At 65.9% G+C, this 15,520-nt stretch carries 18 protein-coding genes; 11 read left to right on the forward strand and 7 right to left on the reverse strand.

Going from position 1 to position 15,520, the window contains the following annotated elements; translation table 11 throughout:
• Positions 1 to 8 precede the first annotated feature (8 nt).
• Positions 9 to 857 (forward strand): D-amino acid aminotransferase, encoded by an 849-nt coding sequence (locus tag AC1RKI_RS17275; RefSeq protein WP_227459194.1) that lies wholly within the window; start codon positions 9 to 11, stop codon positions 855 to 857.
• Between the two features lie 72 nt (positions 858 to 929).
• On the forward strand, positions 930 to 1,205 hold the full coding sequence (locus AC1RKI_RS17280; protein WP_061960202.1) for a hypothetical protein: 276 nt from the start codon (positions 930 to 932) through the stop codon (positions 1,203 to 1,205).
• 43 nt (positions 1,206 to 1,248) lie between these two features.
• Here AC1RKI_RS17280 and yfiB read toward each other — a convergent pair whose 3' ends face one another.
• The 3 genes from yfiB to yfiR are packed head-to-tail and all read right to left on the reverse strand — an operon-like array spanning position 1,249 to position 3,555.
• A complete protein-coding gene (yfiB, locus tag AC1RKI_RS17285; RefSeq protein ID WP_099047674.1) occupies positions 1,249 to 1,758 on the reverse strand; it encodes an outer membrane lipoprotein YfiB in 510 nt (169 codons plus the stop codon).
• A 22-nt stretch (positions 1,759 to 1,780) separates the two neighbouring features.
• A complete protein-coding gene (gene dgcN / locus AC1RKI_RS17290) occupies positions 1,781 to 3,061 on the reverse strand; it encodes a diguanylate cyclase DgcN/YfiN (RefSeq protein ID WP_061960200.1) in 1,281 nt (426 codons plus the stop codon).
• A complete protein-coding gene (gene yfiR, locus AC1RKI_RS17295) occupies positions 3,058 to 3,555 on the reverse strand; it encodes a regulatory sequestration protein YfiR (protein ID WP_492794981.1) in 498 nt (165 codons plus the stop codon). The genes dgcN and yfiR overlap by 4 nt, the downstream gene beginning before the upstream one ends.
• Positions 3,556 to 3,932: 377 nt before the next feature.
• Here yfiR and AC1RKI_RS17300 point away from each other — a divergent pair, with 377 nt between their 5' ends.
• From AC1RKI_RS17300 to AC1RKI_RS17310, 3 genes are all read left to right on the forward strand, one after another.
• On the forward strand, positions 3,933 to 4,136 hold the full coding sequence (locus AC1RKI_RS17300; protein WP_061960199.1) for a hypothetical protein: 204 nt from the start codon (positions 3,933 to 3,935) through the stop codon (positions 4,134 to 4,136).
• A gap of 94 nt (positions 4,137 to 4,230) precedes the next feature.
• The gene (locus AC1RKI_RS17305; RefSeq protein ID WP_492794983.1) at positions 4,231 to 4,662 is read left to right on the forward strand and encodes a YXWGXW repeat-containing protein; all 432 of its coding nucleotides are present in this window, start codon (positions 4,231 to 4,233) and stop codon (positions 4,660 to 4,662) included.
• A 122-nt stretch (positions 4,663 to 4,784) separates the two neighbouring features.
• Entirely contained in the window at positions 4,785 to 5,006 is a 222-nt protein-coding gene (locus AC1RKI_RS17310) for a hypothetical protein (protein ID WP_061960197.1), read from the forward strand.
• Positions 5,007 to 5,087: 81 nt separating this feature from the next.
• On the opposite strand, the gene AC1RKI_RS17315 is transcribed toward AC1RKI_RS17310, so the two are convergent.
• The 3 genes from AC1RKI_RS17315 to glpK form a co-directional block, all read right to left on the reverse strand.
• Positions 5,088 to 5,471: a hypothetical protein gene (locus AC1RKI_RS17315; protein WP_061960205.1), complete on the reverse strand. Its 384-nt coding sequence runs from the start codon at positions 5,469 to 5,471 to the stop codon at positions 5,088 to 5,090.
• Positions 5,472 to 5,574: 103 nt separating this feature from the next.
• Positions 5,575 to 7,188: a glycerol-3-phosphate dehydrogenase/oxidase gene (locus AC1RKI_RS17320; protein WP_150981099.1), complete on the reverse strand. Its 1,614-nt coding sequence runs from the start codon at positions 7,186 to 7,188 to the stop codon at positions 5,575 to 5,577.
• A gap of 35 nt (positions 7,189 to 7,223) precedes the next feature.
• Positions 7,224 to 8,756: a glycerol kinase GlpK gene (glpK, locus tag AC1RKI_RS17325; protein WP_244785612.1), complete on the reverse strand. Its 1,533-nt coding sequence runs from the start codon at positions 8,754 to 8,756 to the stop codon at positions 7,224 to 7,226.
• Positions 8,757 to 8,789: 33 nt separating this feature from the next.
• Here glpK and AC1RKI_RS17330 point away from each other — a divergent pair, with 33 nt between their 5' ends.
• Positions 8,790 to 9,659: an NUDIX hydrolase gene (locus AC1RKI_RS17330; protein WP_492794986.1), complete on the forward strand. Its 870-nt coding sequence runs from the start codon at positions 8,790 to 8,792 to the stop codon at positions 9,657 to 9,659.
• Between the two features lie 56 nt (positions 9,660 to 9,715).
• Positions 9,716 to 10,582, forward strand: coding sequence for a formyltetrahydrofolate deformylase (gene purU / locus AC1RKI_RS17335; protein WP_492794988.1), 867 nt, complete (start codon positions 9,716 to 9,718; stop codon positions 10,580 to 10,582).
• Between the two features lie 79 nt (positions 10,583 to 10,661).
• Here the strand turns inward: purU and AC1RKI_RS17340 are convergent, their stop codons facing one another.
• Positions 10,662 to 11,432, reverse strand: coding sequence for a DeoR/GlpR family DNA-binding transcription regulator (locus tag AC1RKI_RS17340; RefSeq protein WP_227459200.1), 771 nt, complete (start codon positions 11,430 to 11,432; stop codon positions 10,662 to 10,664).
• Positions 11,433 to 11,590: 158 nt separating this feature from the next.
• On the opposite strand from AC1RKI_RS17340, the gene AC1RKI_RS17345 reads away from it, so the two are divergent.
• The 4 genes from AC1RKI_RS17345 to AC1RKI_RS17360 are packed head-to-tail and all read left to right on the forward strand — an operon-like array spanning position 11,591 to position 15,515.
• Positions 11,591 to 12,709: an ABC transporter ATP-binding protein gene (locus tag AC1RKI_RS17345; RefSeq protein WP_061958916.1), complete on the forward strand. Its 1,119-nt coding sequence runs from the start codon at positions 11,591 to 11,593 to the stop codon at positions 12,707 to 12,709.
• Position 12,710: 1 nt separating this feature from the next.
• Positions 12,711 to 13,811, forward strand: coding sequence for an ABC transporter ATP-binding protein (locus tag AC1RKI_RS17350; RefSeq protein WP_251165140.1), 1,101 nt, complete (start codon positions 12,711 to 12,713; stop codon positions 13,809 to 13,811).
• Positions 13,808 to 14,692 carry a carbohydrate ABC transporter permease gene (locus AC1RKI_RS17355; protein ID WP_061958908.1) on the forward strand — a complete coding sequence of 295 codons (885 nt, stop codon included), beginning with the start codon at positions 13,808 to 13,810 and terminating at the stop codon, positions 14,690 to 14,692. Before AC1RKI_RS17350 ends, AC1RKI_RS17355 begins: the two co-directional genes overlap by 4 nt.
• The gene (locus tag AC1RKI_RS17360) at positions 14,685 to 15,515 is read left to right on the forward strand and encodes a carbohydrate ABC transporter permease (RefSeq protein WP_150981095.1); all 831 of its coding nucleotides are present in this window, start codon (positions 14,685 to 14,687) and stop codon (positions 15,513 to 15,515) included. The genes AC1RKI_RS17355 and AC1RKI_RS17360 overlap by 8 nt, the downstream gene beginning before the upstream one ends.
• Positions 15,516 to 15,520: the final 5 nt, after the last annotated feature.

Here is a 15,520-nt window from a genome sequence, read left to right on the forward strand (position 1 = left end):
GAGCCGTCATGTCCGAACCCGTCGTCTTTCTGAATGGCGAACTGTTGCCGCTTTCCGAGGCCCGCATTCCAGTGCTGGACCGCGGATTCATCTTCGGCGACGGCATCTACGAGGTGATTCCGTTGTACAACGGCAAGCCGTTCCGCGGCGCGCAGCATCTGGCGCGCCTGGCGCGCAGCCTGGCGTCGATCGGCATCCCCAACCCTTATACCGAGGCGGAATGGCTCGCCCGGATCGACAGTGTGGTCAAGGCCAACGGCTTGGCCGACCAGATGATCTATATGCAGGTCACGCGAGGCGTGGCCAAGCGCGCGCACGCTTTCCCGAAGGACGTCACGCCCACCGTGCTGATCATGACCAACGCGATGGCGCTGCCGCCGGCCGCGTCGGTCGAGCAGGGCGTGGCCTGCGTGACGATGGAAGACCGCCGCTGGCTCAACTGCCAGATCAAGTCGACTTCGCTGCTGGGCAATGTGCTGGCCGCGCAGGTCGCGGCGGAGGCAGGCGTCACTGAGGCCATCCAGTTCCGCGATGGACATCTGACCGAAGCGTCGTCGTCCAATGTGTGGATCGTCAAGCACGGCCGCGTTTGCGCGCCGCCCAAGGACAACCTGATTCTTGAAGGCATCCGCTACGGCCTGATGGAAGAGCTGTGCCAGGCGATGGACATTTCGATCGAAGCGCGTCGCATCGCCCGCGATGAAGTGTTCGGCGCCGACGAAGTGATGATTTCGTCGGCCAGCAAGGAGCTGCTGCCGGTGGTGTCGATCGACGGCCAGACCATCGGCACTGGCACGCCCGGCCCGGTGTTCCAGCGGCTCTATGCGGCGTATCAGGCAGCCAAGGCCGCGCTCTAAGGCGACCCGCCGCCAAGTCGGCGGCTGCGTGCTAGCATGGCCGCGGACGAACCACCGACTGGAGGCTCTCACATGTCCAAGCGCGAACGCAGCCGGCGCGTCATCAAGGAAGAGGTGAGCCGACGCATTCAGGAGATCGACGAGATCGTCAACGATGGCGCGCGCGTGCAGGTTCCGGACCCCACGCCACACGAGCGCGACGCGCGCGGGCGAAACTGGGACATGCTGCGCTTTGGCAACGCGCGCGGCTATGAAGCGGCGATTCGCGCGGTGGTGGACGACGTGCGCGACGAATTCGATCTGGTCGAGGACTCCGTCGGCAAGGTGCCGAATCCGTTCGGAGACTGAGTCCGGGGCGGTGCGCGAGGTCCGCCAGCAAGATCCGCCAGTGTCAGTCGATGGTGACGATGATCGCCACGCGGCGGTTTTCGGCACGTCCCGCGGCAGTGCGGTTGTCGGCAATCGGACGCGACTTGCCCATGCCGCGCACCTGCAGGTGATCGCGGCCAAATCCGCATGAGGCCATCACGCGCGCCACGGCTTCGGCGCGCCGTACGGACAACTGCTGGTTGTAGTCGGCGCTGCCCGAATCGTCGGTGTGTCCGTCGATGCGCAGCGCTTCGATGCCGGCGTCGTGCAGCGCGCGCCCCAGCCGCAGCAATGCGCTTTCCCGATCCGGCGTGATGATGTCCTCGTCAAAACCGAACAGCAGCTTGTCCGGCAGGCCAAGCTCCCAGCCGTTGTCGGTCAGTTTGAACCCTTCGTCTTTGAGCAACGCGACCTGCGCGGGCGTGAGTTTCTCGCGCGCGGGTTCGGGCGCGCTGGCGCAACCGGTCAGCGCCAATGTGGCGCCGAAGGTGCAGGCGATAAAGAGGCGGCGGGTGATGCGGTGCTTCGTCATGGAGTTCGATCGGGTGTGGCGTTCAGACATGCGGTTCCGGCGGGGCGGTTTCGGCGCTGCGCCAGGTGGCGCCGGATTGGCGCTTCGCGCCATACATGGCGGCGTCGGCGGCATGCATCAAACCTGCGCCGCTGCGCGCATGCAGCGGAAAAATGGCGATGCCGATCGACAGCGGCGCGATGATGGCGGTGCCGTCCGGTAGTTTGAGTGGCACATTCATGGCGTCCAGAATGCCCTCGGCAACGCGCACGGCGTCGTCGGGCAGCCGCAACGCGCCAACCAGCACGGCGAATTCATCGCCGCCCAGCCGCGCGACGCTGTCGGTGTCGCGCACACAGGCACGGATGCGCTGGGCGATGCCGAACAGCACCGCGTCGCCCGCCGCGTGCCCGTGGCGGTCGTTGATCCCCTTGAAATCGTCACTGTCGAGATACAGCAGCGCGACATACTGGTTGCGCGACGCCGCCGTGCGCACGGCCAGGTCCAGTGCGTCGGTGAAGGCGGCGCGGTTCAGCAAGCCTGTCAGGCTGTCATGCGTGGCGCGGTGCGCCAGCGAGCGATTCTCGTGCTGCAACTGGTTCTGCCACGCTTCCAGTTCGTTCAGCAGGACGTTGAAGTCCTCCGACAACGCATTGAGTTCCTCGATACGCGCCGGCGGCATGCGCTGGCCGAACGCGCGTTCGGATCGCACCGCGTGCGCCACGCGCATCAGGTTGCGCAGCGGATCGACGATGTCGACGAGCATGCGGCTGGACATGTAGTGGGCGCCGATGGCAGTCAGCAACAGGCAGGCAATCAGCCCTAGCGTGCCTTGCAGCAGGAAATGCAGCAGCGCGACCGGATCCCCGACCACGCGGACGCTACCCACCTGTTGCGATTGATGGACGACCGGCATTTCTACTTCGCCGGAACTCAGCAGTTCCCCCGCCAGCCGGCGCCACCCCGGGAAGCGGTCCTGGCCGGAGCGCTGCCACGCCGCCAGTTGCTGGCGATCGCGATCAAAAACCGTCACCGCCGCCACGTCTTCCACCGCAGCGATGACGGAAAGCGTGTCGGCCGCGGCCGCTTTGTCGCCGAACACCACCGGGGCCTCGACGGTATAGGCGATCGAGCGCGCCACCAGTCGCAGGTTGTGATCGGCGTAGGCGCGCAGCGCGGTCAGGCCGAGCGCCGTAAGAGACAGCCCGGCCGTGAGCACCGCAATCAAAGCCACGCTCAGATGGATGCGGCGCAGCGTGCCGTACAGCGTCGGCCGGGGCTGGGCAGTCTGGAGCGGGGAGGGTGGGCGGCCGCGCAGATTCATGAGCCCTGCGCCTTGCGGCGTCCCAGTTGCAATACGCCGGGGTGGACGTGAATGCCGCTGCGCGCGATGGCATCGAGATTGATGCGAAACGACACCTGGTTTTCGCGAATATTGAGGCAGAACATGCTACCGCCCTCGCATTCGAAGTCTTCCTCCGCGATCACCATCACGGGCCGGCCAACGAAGTCGGCAAGCAGCTTCTTGCGGCGCGCCTCGGTCATCGGGCCAAGGTACAGCGCGTCGCAATCGGCGGGCATCGGGTCGGCCAGCATGTCCACGCGCTGTGTTTCCACCAGCCGTCCGGTCGACAGCGTGCCGCCTTCCATCAATTTGCCGGCAAAGCGGGCGCTGTTGTCGATGCACAGGCGCAGCGATTCGCGCTCGTTCGGCCACCTTGCATAGCTGAGCAGGCTCATGACCACGCGCGCGACCAATTCCGGGCGCGAAGGGGACGCGGGGGACGCGGGCGGCGCGCCGGCCGTTGGCGGGGCCACGGAGGCCAGCGCGCCAGGGGCCGCCGGCGGCGCTACGGATGTCGGCGCCGCGCACACCGCGCCTGGGTAAGGCGTGGCGAGCACGACAACCAGCGCCGCCGCAAAGGCCGGTCGGGCGAGTCGGCACGCAACAGGAGGAAGGCGAAACGCGGTACGCAGCAATTGGAGGGCAGGCGGATTGTCGGACGATTCGCAGAAATGGGTGGGCGAAGGGCTCCATTGGAATGTCGGCAGGGATCGGGCAAAACTGTAGCGACAAACCGCTACGCCCGCATGGTGCCGGCGCTCTCGACTGCTTTCGACTGTATACCGGCCGGAGAGCTTAAAACGAATGTGCTAGAGTTTTTGGACGCGTTTGTCTTGTACGGAGAAGCACCATGGTGACTGAATCCAGACCGCAACTTAAGGCTTTCGTGCACACCGCGCCCCAGTCCGGGCGCTATGTGTGGGTGATTTCGCTGGTGGATTTTGGCGCCCAGCAGATCCGCAGGACCATTGTGTCCGACGACACCTTCACCACTTCCGACGCGGCGCGCGTGGCGGGCGACGCCCAGTTGAAGGCGATGGCCGGCGATCATTGATCCGGGCTCGTAATTTTCCGATACCCTTTCTTACACCCACCTCCTGGCCGGTGGGTAGACTGCTGCTCGTACCAGCTACAAGAATAGGGGTCCTATGAATCGTCATACCTTCCTGCGCGCAGCCGCTGGCGCCGCGCTGCTGTATTCGGCGGTGGCCTTCGCGCCGGCCGCCCTGGCTCAGGTCAACATCAACATCGGCATTGGCACGCCCCCGCCTGCGCCGATCTACGAAGCCGTGCCGGCGCCGCGTCCCGGCTATATCTGGGCGCCAGGTTACTGGGAATGGGACGATCACCATCACAAGCACGCATGGAAGGCTGGGCGCTGGGTGCCCGAGCGTCCGGGCTATGCCTACGAAGGGCCGCGCTGGGTGCGCGCCAGCAATGGCTGGGTGATGCAGCCCGAGCGCTGGAACCACGGGCCGGATGACGATCGCTATCACGGGCATGGTGGGGACGATCGGCGCGGCCCGGGGCCCAAGGGCTATCACTGCCCGCCCGGACACGCCAAGAAGGGGGAGTGCTGAACGCTCAGCGCGTCAGGAAAGCGCGTTGAAGCGTTCGGCGCGCGGTTCTCACGATGCGGTGACAGGCGCGCGCAAGGCCATGCTAGGATGCCCGGGCTAAGCCGATTACCGGGAGACTCGACATGGCCAAGCAGGTCTTTTCGCGTGCACAGTATCTCGACATCCTTAACGACAGCCTGCGCCGGCACCCGGGATTCCAGCCGGGCATGGCGTTTGTGTTCCTGCCACCCGGCGCCAGCGCAAGCCAGGCCGCGGCGGTTGGCTGCACCGGGCCGCTCGAGGCGATGCCGGTCTATTGCGAGATCGAGCGCGTCGCGTCGGGGATGATCGAAGTGAAGGACTAGGGCGTCACGAATAATGCGGGCGGCCCGGCCGGCGCGCGGCGCATGGCAAGAAAAAAGCACCCGAGGGTGCTTTTTTTGCTTTCAGCCTTCGTCTTCCTCGTCATCGAGGAATTCGCGCCGGAGCATCCAGTTGGCGATGGCTTCGTCGCAGACCTTCTTGAGCTTGGCCTTGTCGGGCAGCTTGTCGAACAACTGGAAGTTCACCAGCGCCATGCCGGCATCGGTGATGTAGAACAGGCGGTCCGGCTCGTCATAGTGGACCACGCGCCCGTCGATGCCGGATTCCTCGCTGTCCGCGGGCATGTCTTCGAGTTCCACCACGCGGCACGTGAAGCGCGGGCTGCGCGTGTGCGTCAGATACTCGAATTCGTCGTGCATGATTTCGCCGCCTTTATTGGCGACGACGGCGAAGCCCCAGATAAACCGGGGCATCGGCAGATCGGACAGATCGTCAATCTCGTCCATGGTGTTCTCCCTGATGCAATAGCCGGCATTATCGCCGAAGTCCCGCACCATGGGCGCCGCGGCGTGCCGATCCGCCGCCCGGCCGCCGGCTCAGCGGCACCGCTCAGGCCGCTCCGTTCAGCATATAGCCCTTTGCCAGCGCGCCAAACGCTTCGATTTCGCTGGCCTGCCAGGCGTCGTCAAGCCCAAGTTCCTCGGCCAGGATCGCGGCCACGCGCGGCGCGCCGGCCAGCGCATCCCTGGCATCGAGAAACAACGCGCGGTTGCGCCGGCCCAGCACGTCCTCGATCCGTCGCGCCAGCTCGTAGCGCGCCGCGAAGCGGACGTGCGCCTCGGTCAGGCCGGACGCCCCGACGATCATCGCGTCCGCGCCGGGCAGCGCCCGCACCAGCGGCAGATCGGCCCCGTAGTAGCGATCCGGCGATCCGGTATGCGGGTCGGGCAGGTCCTCCGGCATGCCCAGTGCGCCATGCAGCGGCAGTTCGGCAGTGCGGCACGGCGCGGCGCGCACCAACTGACGCTGGATCGCCGTTTCCACCACATCCTCGGCCATCTTGCGATAGGTGGTCCACTTGCCGCCGGTCACGGTGATCAGCCCCGCTTTCGATACGACGATCGTATGCTCGCGCGACAGCGACGCGGTGGACGCCTCGCCGGTGGCCTTTACCAGGGGCCGCAGCCCGGCCCAGACGCTGGTCACGTCGGCGCGCGACGGATCGCGGGCCAGGTAGCGCGAAGCGGTTTCCAGGATGAAATCGACATCGTCGCCGGCGGCGCGCGGCTCGAGCGGCAGGTCCTTGCGCGGCGTGTCGGTGGTGCCGACGATCACGTGGCCGTTCCAGGGCACCAGGAACAGCACGCGGCCATCGTCGGTCTTCGGGATCAGTACCGCGCGGTCGCCCGGCAGGAAGCTGCGCGGAATAGTCAGGTGCACGCCCTGGCTCGGCGCCACCATGGTGCGCGCCTGGCCGTCTTCCATCTGGCGCACGGCGTCCACCCACACGCCGGTGGCGTTGATCACGCAGTCCGCGCGCAGCGCGAACGAAGCGTCGCCGAGCGCGTCCTGCGCCGTGACGCCGGTGATCACACCATTGCTTTGCGTCAGGCCGGTCACGCGCATGTAATTGACGGCGGTGCCGCCCACGTCGAATAGCGTGCGCATCAGCGCGATGGCCAGGCGCGCGTCGTCGAACTGACCGTCGAAATAGAGGTTGCCGCCGCGCAGCGGACGCCCGCCGACGTGTTCGGCCAGCGTGGGCGCGGCCTGCAGCGTTTCGCGATGATTGAGCCAGCGGCTGCCGGACAGGTTCAGGCTGCCCGCCAGCATGTCGTAGACCTTGAGTCCGATGCCGTAGAACGGTTGGTCGAACATCTGGTAGGCCGGCACGACAAAGCCGAGCGGCCACACCACATGCGGCGCGTTGCGCGCCAGCAGGCCGCGTTCGTGCAGCGCCTCGCGCACCAGGCCGATGTTGCCTTGCGCCAGGTAGCGCACGCCGCCGTGCACGAGTTTGGTGGCCTTGCTCGACGTGCCCTTGGCAAAGTCGGCGGCTTCGAGCAGCAGCGTGCGATAGCCGCGCGACGCGGCGTCCACCGCGGTGCCGAGGCCCGTGGCGCCGCCGCCGATCACGATGACATCCCAGCGCGTCTCGCGTGCAAGCGTCGTGAGCAGATCGGCCCGCGAGGGCGGCTGGATCGGAGGAACGGTAATTTGCATGGATGCGATCACAGTCAATTCAGGAGTGCGCGGGCTCAATGGCCGGCTTCGTCATCGCGCGCCCAGTCGCGCGCGCGATCCACGGCGCGATGCCAGCGCGCGATGCGATGGGCGCGTTCGTCGTCCGACAGCCTTGGCTCGAAGCGATGTTCGACCTGCCACTGGCGAGTGATTTCCTCGGGGTCGGTCCAGTAGCCGGTGGCCAGTCCGGCCAGGTACGCGGCGCCCAGCGCGGTGGTTTCCGTGACGCGTGGCCGTACCACTGGCGTGCCGAGCAGATCCGCCTGCATCTGCATCAGCAGGTCGCTGCGCGAAGCGCCGCCGTCCACGCGCAGTTCGGCCAGCGAAATGCCGGCATCCTTCTGCATGGCGTCCAGTACGTCCACGCTTTGCAGCGCGATTGATTCGAGCGCGGCGCGCGCGATATGCGGGCCGCCGGTGCCGCGCGTGATGCCCACCATCGTGCCGCGCGCAAACGGGTCCCAGTGCGGCGCGCCCAGTCCGGCAAAGGCGGGCACCAGCACCACGCCGCCCGTGTCTTCGCACTGGCGCGCCAAAGGATCCACCTCGGGCGCGCTCTGGATCAGCTTGAGGCCGTCGCGCAGCCACTGGATCGTGGCGCCGCCCATGAACACGCCGCCTTCGAGGCAGTACTGGGTGTCGTTGCCGATCTGCCAGCCGATGGTGGTGATCAGCCGGTTGCGCGACGTCACGGGCTTGTAGCCGGTGTTCATCAGGATGAAGCAGCCGGTGCCATAGGTGTTCTTGGCCATGCCCGGCAGCAGGCAGGCCTGGCCGAACGTGGCTGCCTGCTGGTCGCCCGCGATGCCGGCGATCGGCACTTCCACGCCGAACAGGCGCGCCGCGGTGCGGGCAACTTCGCCGCTCGACGGCGCCACGTCGGGCAGCAGGCTGCGCGGAATGTCCAGGATGCCGAGCAGTTCGTCATCCCAGCGGAAATCGTGGATGTTGAACAGCAGCGTGCGCGACGCGTTGGACACGTCCGTGACGTGCCGCATGCCGTCGGTCAGCTGCCAGATCAGCCAGCTGTCGACGGTGCCGAACGCCAGTTCGCCGCGTTCGGCGCGCTCGCGGGCGCCATCGTAGTGATCCAGCATCCAGCGCAGTTTGGTACCCGAGAAATAGGCGTCAATGATCAGCCCGGTCTTCTGCTGGAACGTGTCGCCATGCCCGGCCGCCTGCAGGTCTTCGCACATCGGCGCGGTGCGGCGGTCCTGCCAGACCAGCGCGCGCCCAACGGGCTCGCCGGTCTTGCGATCCCACAGCACGGTGGTTTCGCGCTGGTTGGTGATGCCGATCGCGCTCAACTGCGATCCGCTGACGTTGGCTTCGGTGAGCACCTCGTGCGCGACTGCCAACTGCGATTGCCAGATTTCGTACGGGTCGTGCTCGACGTGCCCGGGATGCGGATAATATTGCCGGAATTCGCGCTGGGCGATGCGCACCACATTGCCGGCGCGGTCGAACAGGATGGCGCGCGAGCTGCTGGTGCCCTGGTCCAAGGCCAGCACGTACTGGGGCTGGTGGGAAGTATGCGTGGATGTCATGCGTTCCATCCGGAATTGTTGAGTCGCGTTGTCATGTCTGAATTCGTGTCCAAGCCAATGCCTGTTTCCGCTTCCGCAGATGCCGATATCGTCGGCGCCATCCTGGCCGGCGTCGCCGCGCGCAGTCCATTCGATCCGGACGCGCACTGGCGCCTGACGGTGGAGGGCGTGCAGGTGGGATGGCTGCCGCGCAGGCATGCGCAAATCCTGACCGGCATGGCCGGCGACGTGATCGGCCCGGTCGACCCAGACGGCGCGGTGGCGCTCTTGCCCGGTTGCACGACGGTCGAAGCGCGCAACGCCGCGCTGGCCGCGCTGGCGCGGCAACTGGCCGATGCCGGCCACGTGCGCGGCTGGCGCAATGAGCTGTTCGCCGTCACTCCGGCGCTCGATGCCGCGCCGTTTGCCGTGATCGAGCGCGCAGCCGCCCGTTTTTTCGGCCTGCTGACGTTCGCCTCGCATATGAACGGCATCGTCGACGGGCAGCGCGCCTTGTGGATCTCGCGCCGCAGCGAAACCAAGGCGGTCGATCCGGGCATGTGGGACAACCTCGTGGCCGGCGGCATGCCTGCGGGCAGCGATCCGCTGGAAACGCTGGTGCGCGAATGTGACGAGGAATCGGGCATCCCGCCCGCGCTGGCGGCGCAGGCGCAAGCGCATGGCGTGATCGACGTGCTGCGCGAAATCCCCGAAGGCGTGCAGTGGGAGCGCGTGTATGCGTATGACCTGATCCTGCCTGCCGGCTTCGTCCCCCATAACCGCGACGGCGAGGTGGCCGAGCATCGCCATATCGACCCGGCGTCATTGCTTGCTATCATGGCGGACCTCGCCATGACCGTCGATGCCACGCTGGTGACGCTGGATGCCCTCCGCCGGCGCGGCTGGACTGCCGTCCAGACCTGATTTGCACGCATCGCCGGCGCGGCTCGCCCAATCAAGATTCGCCCGATTTTCCGAAGATGAGCACCACCGGATTTATCCTGACCATTTCCTGCCCGGACCAGCCGGGCATCGTGCACGCCGTTTCCGGCCTGCTGTTCCAGCACGGCTGCAATATCGTCGATTCCGACCAGTACGGTGACGCCTTCACCGGCCGCTTCTTCATGCGCGTGCATTTCAGCACGGCCGCGGGCGGCCCGGGCCTGGCGGAACTGCGCGCCGCGTTCGCGCCCGTGGGCGATCAGTTCGGCATGCAGTGGGAGGTCTTCGATGCGACGGTGAAGCCGCGCGTGATGATCATGGTGTCCAAGATCGGCCATTGCCTGAACGATCTGCTGTTCCGCGCCAAGGCCGGTGGCCTGCCCGTGGAGATCGCCGCGATCGTGTCGAACCACCGCGATTTCTATCAGCTGGCCGCCTCGTACGATGTGCCGTTCTTCCACTTGCCGCTGATGAATGCGTCGGCCGAGCAGAAGGCCGCGCAGGAAGCGCGCGTGTTCGAAGTGGTGCGCGACCAGAACATCGACCTGGTGGTGCTGGCGCGCTACATGCAGGTGCTTTCCGACGACCTGTGCCGCAAGCTGCAGGGCCGCGCGATCAACATCCACCACTCGTTCCTGCCCAGCTTCAAGGGCGCAAAGCCGTACTACCAGGCGCACGACCGCGGCGTGAAGCTGATCGGCGCGACCGCGCACTATGTGACGGCCGACCTGGACGAAGGCCCGATCATCGAGCAGGAAATCGAGCGCGTCGATCACAGCATGGATCCCGATCAGCTGACCGCCGTCGGCCGCGACGTCGAATGCGTGGCGCTCGCCCGCGCGGTCAAGTGGCATGCGGAACACCGCATCCTCGTGAACGGCCACAAGACGGTGGTCTTCAAGTAATTGCCCGCCGCCGCGCCGACGCGGCGCATCGCAACGGCTGCCCGCGCATAACGGAGGCAGCCGGCGCAGTGGGCGCGCTTCATTCCTGGTCGGCGACCACACATTTCACTCCGCTTTCGGCCAGCATCGTATCGAACGGCGCTTGCAGAGGCTCGTCCGTGAACAGCCTGTCGATGCTCGACAGCGGCGCCAGTTCCACCATCGCCTGGCGATTGAATTTGCTGGCGTCGGCGGCGAGCCACACCTCGCGCGAATGTTCCATGATCGTTCGCGCCACCTTCACCTCGCGAAAATCGTAATCGCGCAGCGTGCCGTCGGCCTCGATGCCTGAGATGCCGATCAGTCCAATATCCACCTTGAACTGACGGATAAATTCCACCGTCGCCTCGCCGACGATGCCGCGGTCACGCGATCGCAACACGCCGCCGGCCACAATCACTTCGCAGTCCGAGTTGTCCGCCAGGATGTTGGCCACGTTCAGGTTATTGGTAATCACGCGCAGCCCGCGATGATGGATCAGCGCGCGCGCGACTTCTTCCACCGTGGTACCGATGTTCAGGATCAGCGAGCATCCTTCGGGCACCGCGGCCGCCACGGCACGCGCGATGCGCGCCTTGCCTTCGGCATTGAGCACCTGCCGCTGGCGATAGGCGATGTTCTCGGTGGTCGATCCTTCCATCCGCACGCCGCCATGAAAGCGCGCCAGCATGCCGTTTTCGGCCAGCAGGTTGACGTCGCGCCGGACGGTCTGCAGCGTCACGCCGAACTTGCGCGCGAGTTCGTCGATGGAGGCGAAGCCCTGGCTGCGAACTTCCTCGAGCAGGGCGGTCTGGCGGGGATTAAGCGTCATGCCGGCATTCTAGTTCAAACAGAAACGAAAACAAATGATGCGCTGCAGTATTGTTTTATGTTCGTTTTTGCGCTAAAACGAGCGGGATGATTTGAAAAGTGCGCCTCGGCTGCGGTTTTTCGATGTGGCTGAGCAAGTACAAGAACATTGGAGACTGGATGCAGCTGAGCCTGGAAGGCATTGCGCAGCAAGTGGGGTCGCAAGCCTATCTCTACCCGATGTCACTGGCACCCACGCCAGGCGCCGTCACCATCCTTCTGGGAACCACCCAGGCCGGCAAGACATCGCTGATGCGGATCATGGCAGGGCTGGACAAGCCCAGCGCCGGGCGCGTGATGGTCGACGGCATCGACGTCACCGGCGTGCAGGTGCGCGAGCGCAACGTGTCGATGGTCTACCAGCAGTTCATCAACTACCCATCGCTGACCGTCTTCGACAACATCGCGTCGCCGTTGCGCCTGCGTCGCGACAGCCGCGAACAGATCGACGAACGCGTGCGCGGCCTGGCCGGCCGCCTCCATATCGAACATCTGCTGGCGCGCTATCCGTCCGAACTGTCGGGCGGCCAGCAGCAGCGCGTGGCGCTGGCGCGCGCGCTGGCCAAGAACGCGCCGCTGATGCTGCTCGACGAACCGCTGGTCAATCTCGACTACAAGCTGCGCGAGGAACTGCGCGAAGAGCTGACCCATCTGTTCGCCCAGGGCGATGCCACCGTGATCTACGCCACCACCGAGCCAGCGGAAGCGCTGCTGCTGGGCGGCTACACGGCCGTGCTCGATGCGGGCGAACTGCTGCAATACGGGCCGACGCCGGAAGTCTTCCACTATCCCGCGTCGCTGCGCGTGGCGCGCGCCTTCAGCGATCCGCCGATGAACCTCGTCGAAGGCGTGCTGTCGGCCGGACGCGTAACGCTGCCCGGCAACATCGTGATTCCGCTGCCGGGCGTCGACGCACCCGACGGTCCAGTCACGCTGGGCGTGCGCGCTGCCGCGCTGCGGCTCAGGTCGGTGCCCGACGCCGTCGAGATCCCGGGCAAAGTGGCGTTGGCCGAACTGTCGGGCTCGGACACCTTCGTCCACCTCGACACCTCGGCCGGCAACCTGGTTGCGCAGTTCGCCGGCGTGCTGGACCTCGAGCTTGGCGCGCCGCTGTCGCTGCATATCGAGCCAGGCCAGCTCTACCTGTTCAACCAGGCGGGCCTTCGCATCCACGCGCCGCGCCGGCCGGGCGCGCTGGCCGCTGTGGTCAGCACGCCGATCACCGAGCCGGGAGCCTGACATGGCACGCATCGATCTCGATCTGGCGCACGCCTATGTCGCCCATCCGCAGAAAGACGAGGACTACGCGCTGCTGCCGCTGAACTTTACGTTCGAGGACGGCGGCGCCTATGCGTTGCTCGGCCCTTCGGGCTGCGGCAAGACCACGCTGCTCAATTGCATTTCCGGGCTGCTGCGCCCGTCGCAGGGCACGATCCGTTTCGACGGCAACGATGTCACCGACGCTTCGCCGCAGGCGCGCAACATCGCCCAGGTATTCCAGTTCCCGGTGATCTACGACACCATGACGGTCGGCGAAAACCTCGCGTTTCCGCTGCGCAATCGCGGCGTGCCGGCCGCGCAGGTCAGGGAGCGCGTCGGGCGCGTGGCGGAAATGCTCGATTTGTCGTCATCGCTCGATCGTCGCGCCAGCGGGCTGGCGGCCGACGCCAAGCAGAAGATCTCGCTGGGCCGCGGTCTGGTGCGCCAGGACGTGTCGGCCATCCTGTTCGACGAGCCGCTGACCGTGATCGACCCACACCTGAAATGGCAGTTGCGCCGCAAGCTCAAGGAGATTCATCACGAGTTCCGGTTGACGCTGATCTACGTGACGCATGACCAGACCGAGGCGCTGACGTTTGCCGATCAGGTGGTGGTGATGTCGCGCGGCAAGGCGGTGCAGGTGGGCGCCGCCGATGCGCTGTTCGAGCGCCCAGCGCATACCTTCGTCGGCCATTTCATCGGATCGCCGGGGATGAATTTTCTGCCCGCGCAATGGCGCGACGGCGCCATCGAAGTGGCCGGGCGGCGCTACCTGCCCGAGCTGCCCGCGGCCACGCAGTCGGCGCTGCAGGTGGCGGGATCGTTCAAGATCGGCGTGCGGCCCGAGTACCTGCAACTGGCGCCCGCCGAAGATCCACGGGCGATTCCGGTGCGCGTGGACCGCGCGCAGGACATCGGCACGTACTGGCTGGTGACGTCGACCGTCGATCATGGCGCAAGCGCCATGGTGCGCGCCCGGCTGGGCACGGAAGCCGCCACGCTGCGCGCGGGCGACACCGCGTGGCTGACGATGTTCAATCGTCACACCTGCTTCTACATCAACGAGGAACTGGTCCCATGAAGCCCGTGAACCAGAAGGCGTGGCTGCTGATTCTGCCGGTGGTGCTGTGCGTGGCGTTCTCGGCGATCCTGCCACTGATGACGATCGTCAACTATTCGGTGCAGGACATCATCTCGCCAGAGCGCCGCGTCTTTGTCGGCACCGAATGGTATGCCACGGTGCTGCGCGATGGCGAGCTGCACGATGCGCTGTTGCGGCAGCTTGGTTTCTCGCTGGCCGTGCTGTGCGTGGAGATCCCGCTGGGCATTCTGCTGGCGCTGGCGATGCCGGCCAAGGGGTGGAAGGCGTCGGCGGCGCTGGTGGTGATTGCGTTGTCGCTGCTGATTCCGTGGAACGTGGTGGGCACGATCTGGCAGATCTTCGGGCGCACCGATATCGGCCTGCTTGGCGCCGCGCTCGAGGGCATGGGCTTCGACTACAACTACACGGGTAGCGCCATCGACGCGTGGGTCACGGTGCTGGTGATGGATGTCTGGCACTGGACGCCGCTGGTGGCGCTGCTTTGCTATGCGGGCCTGCGCGCGATTCCCGACGCCTACTACCAGGCCGCGCAGATCGACGGCGCGTCGCGCTTCGCGGTGTTTCGCTTCATCCAGTTGCCCAAGCTGCGCGGCGTGCTGATGATCGCGGTGCTGCTGCGCTTCATGGACAGCTTCATGATCTACACCGAGCCCTTCGTGCTGACCGGCGGCGGGCCCGGCAATGCCACCACGTTCCTGTCGCAATACCTGACGCAGAAGGCGGTGGGGCAGTTCGACCTGGGACCGGCCGCGGCGTTCTCGATCGTCTATTTCCTGATCATCCTGCTGACGTGTTTCGTGCTGTACAACTGGATGCAACGCGCCGGCACCGCAAGCGCCGAGGAGATGCCCCATGGCTGACCGCAATCTTCCCGGGCAGCGCCCCGGCTGGTGGCGTCCGGTGTTCCTGACGCTGTACCTGCTGTTCGCCATCGTGCCGATCTACTGGATGGTGAACATGTCGTTCAAGACCAACGAGGAGATCGTTTCCACGCTGTCGCTTTGGCCGGCCACTTTTACGCTCGAACACTACGTGACGATATTCACCGATGCCTCATGGTATTCGGGCTATATCAACTCGATGATCTATGTGGCGATGAACACGGTGATCTCGATCAGCGTGGCGCTGCCGGCGGCCTACGCGTTCTCGCGCTACCAGTTCATCGGCGACAAGCACGTGTTCTTCTGGCTGCTGACCAATCGCATGACGCCGCCGGCGGTGTTCCTGCTGCCGTTCTTCCAGCTCTACACCACGATTGGGCTGATGGATACGCACCTTGGCGTGGCGCTGGCGCACCTGGTGTTCAACGTGCCGTTGGCGGTGTGGATCCTGGAGGGTTTCATGTCCGGCGTGCCGCGCGAGATCGACGAGACCGCCTATGTCGACGGTTATTCGTTCCCGCGCTTTTTCCTGACGATCTTCCTGCCGCTGATCAAGGCCGGCGTCGGCGTGGCCGCGTTCTTCTGCTTCATGTTCAGTTGGGTCGAGCTGTTGCTGGCGCGCACGCTGACATCGGTCAACGCCAAGCCGATCGTCGCCACGATGACGCGCACGGTGTCGGCCTCGGGGATGGACTGGGGCGTGCTGGCTGCGGCCGGCGTGCTGACCATCGTGCCCGGCGCGATCGTGATCTGGTTTGTGCGGCACTACATCGCGAAGGGTTTTGCGATGGGCCGCGTGTGACGTCT

It is taken from the genome of Cupriavidus sp. GW822-FHT06G04 (assembly GCF_058799075.1).

Bases quoted from the DNA above. Each gene is read 5' to 3' on its own strand.
- AC1RKI_RS17275 (WP_227459194.1), top strand. From the start codon at position 9: ATGTCCGAACCCGTCGTCTTTCTGAATGGCGAACTGTTGCCGCTTTCC.
- AC1RKI_RS17280 (WP_061960202.1), top strand. From the start codon at position 930: ATGTCCAAGCGCGAACGCAGCCGGCGCGTCATCAAGGAAGAGGTGAGC.
- yfiB (WP_099047674.1), bottom strand. From the start codon at position 1,758: ATGACGAAGCACCGCATCACCCGCCGCCTCTTTATCGCCTGCACCTTC.
- dgcN (WP_061960200.1), bottom strand. From the start codon at position 3,061: ATGAATCTGCGCGGCCGCCCACCCTCCCCGCTCCAGACTGCCCAGCCC.
- AC1RKI_RS17300 (WP_061960199.1), top strand. From the start codon at position 3,933: ATGGTGACTGAATCCAGACCGCAACTTAAGGCTTTCGTGCACACCGCG.
- AC1RKI_RS17305 (WP_492794983.1), top strand. From the start codon at position 4,231: ATGAATCGTCATACCTTCCTGCGCGCAGCCGCTGGCGCCGCGCTGCTG.
- AC1RKI_RS17310 (WP_061960197.1), top strand. From the start codon at position 4,785: ATGGCCAAGCAGGTCTTTTCGCGTGCACAGTATCTCGACATCCTTAAC.
- AC1RKI_RS17315 (WP_061960205.1), bottom strand. From the start codon at position 5,471: ATGGACGAGATTGACGATCTGTCCGATCTGCCGATGCCCCGGTTTATC.
- AC1RKI_RS17320 (WP_150981099.1), bottom strand. From the start codon at position 7,188: ATGCAAATTACCGTTCCTCCGATCCAGCCGCCCTCGCGGGCCGATCTG.
- glpK (WP_244785612.1), bottom strand. From the start codon at position 8,756: ATGACATCCACGCATACTTCCCACCAGCCCCAGTACGTGCTGGCCTTG.
- AC1RKI_RS17330 (WP_492794986.1), top strand. From the start codon at position 8,790: ATGTCTGAATTCGTGTCCAAGCCAATGCCTGTTTCCGCTTCCGCAGAT.
- purU (WP_492794988.1), top strand. From the start codon at position 9,716: ATGAGCACCACCGGATTTATCCTGACCATTTCCTGCCCGGACCAGCCG.
- AC1RKI_RS17340 (WP_227459200.1), bottom strand. From the start codon at position 11,432: ATGACGCTTAATCCCCGCCAGACCGCCCTGCTCGAGGAAGTTCGCAGC.
- AC1RKI_RS17345 (WP_061958916.1), top strand. From the start codon at position 11,591: ATGCAGCTGAGCCTGGAAGGCATTGCGCAGCAAGTGGGGTCGCAAGCC.
- AC1RKI_RS17350 (WP_251165140.1), top strand. From the start codon at position 12,711: ATGGCACGCATCGATCTCGATCTGGCGCACGCCTATGTCGCCCATCCG.
- AC1RKI_RS17355 (WP_061958908.1), top strand. From the start codon at position 13,808: ATGAAGCCCGTGAACCAGAAGGCGTGGCTGCTGATTCTGCCGGTGGTG.
- AC1RKI_RS17360 (WP_150981095.1), top strand. From the start codon at position 14,685: ATGGCTGACCGCAATCTTCCCGGGCAGCGCCCCGGCTGGTGGCGTCCG.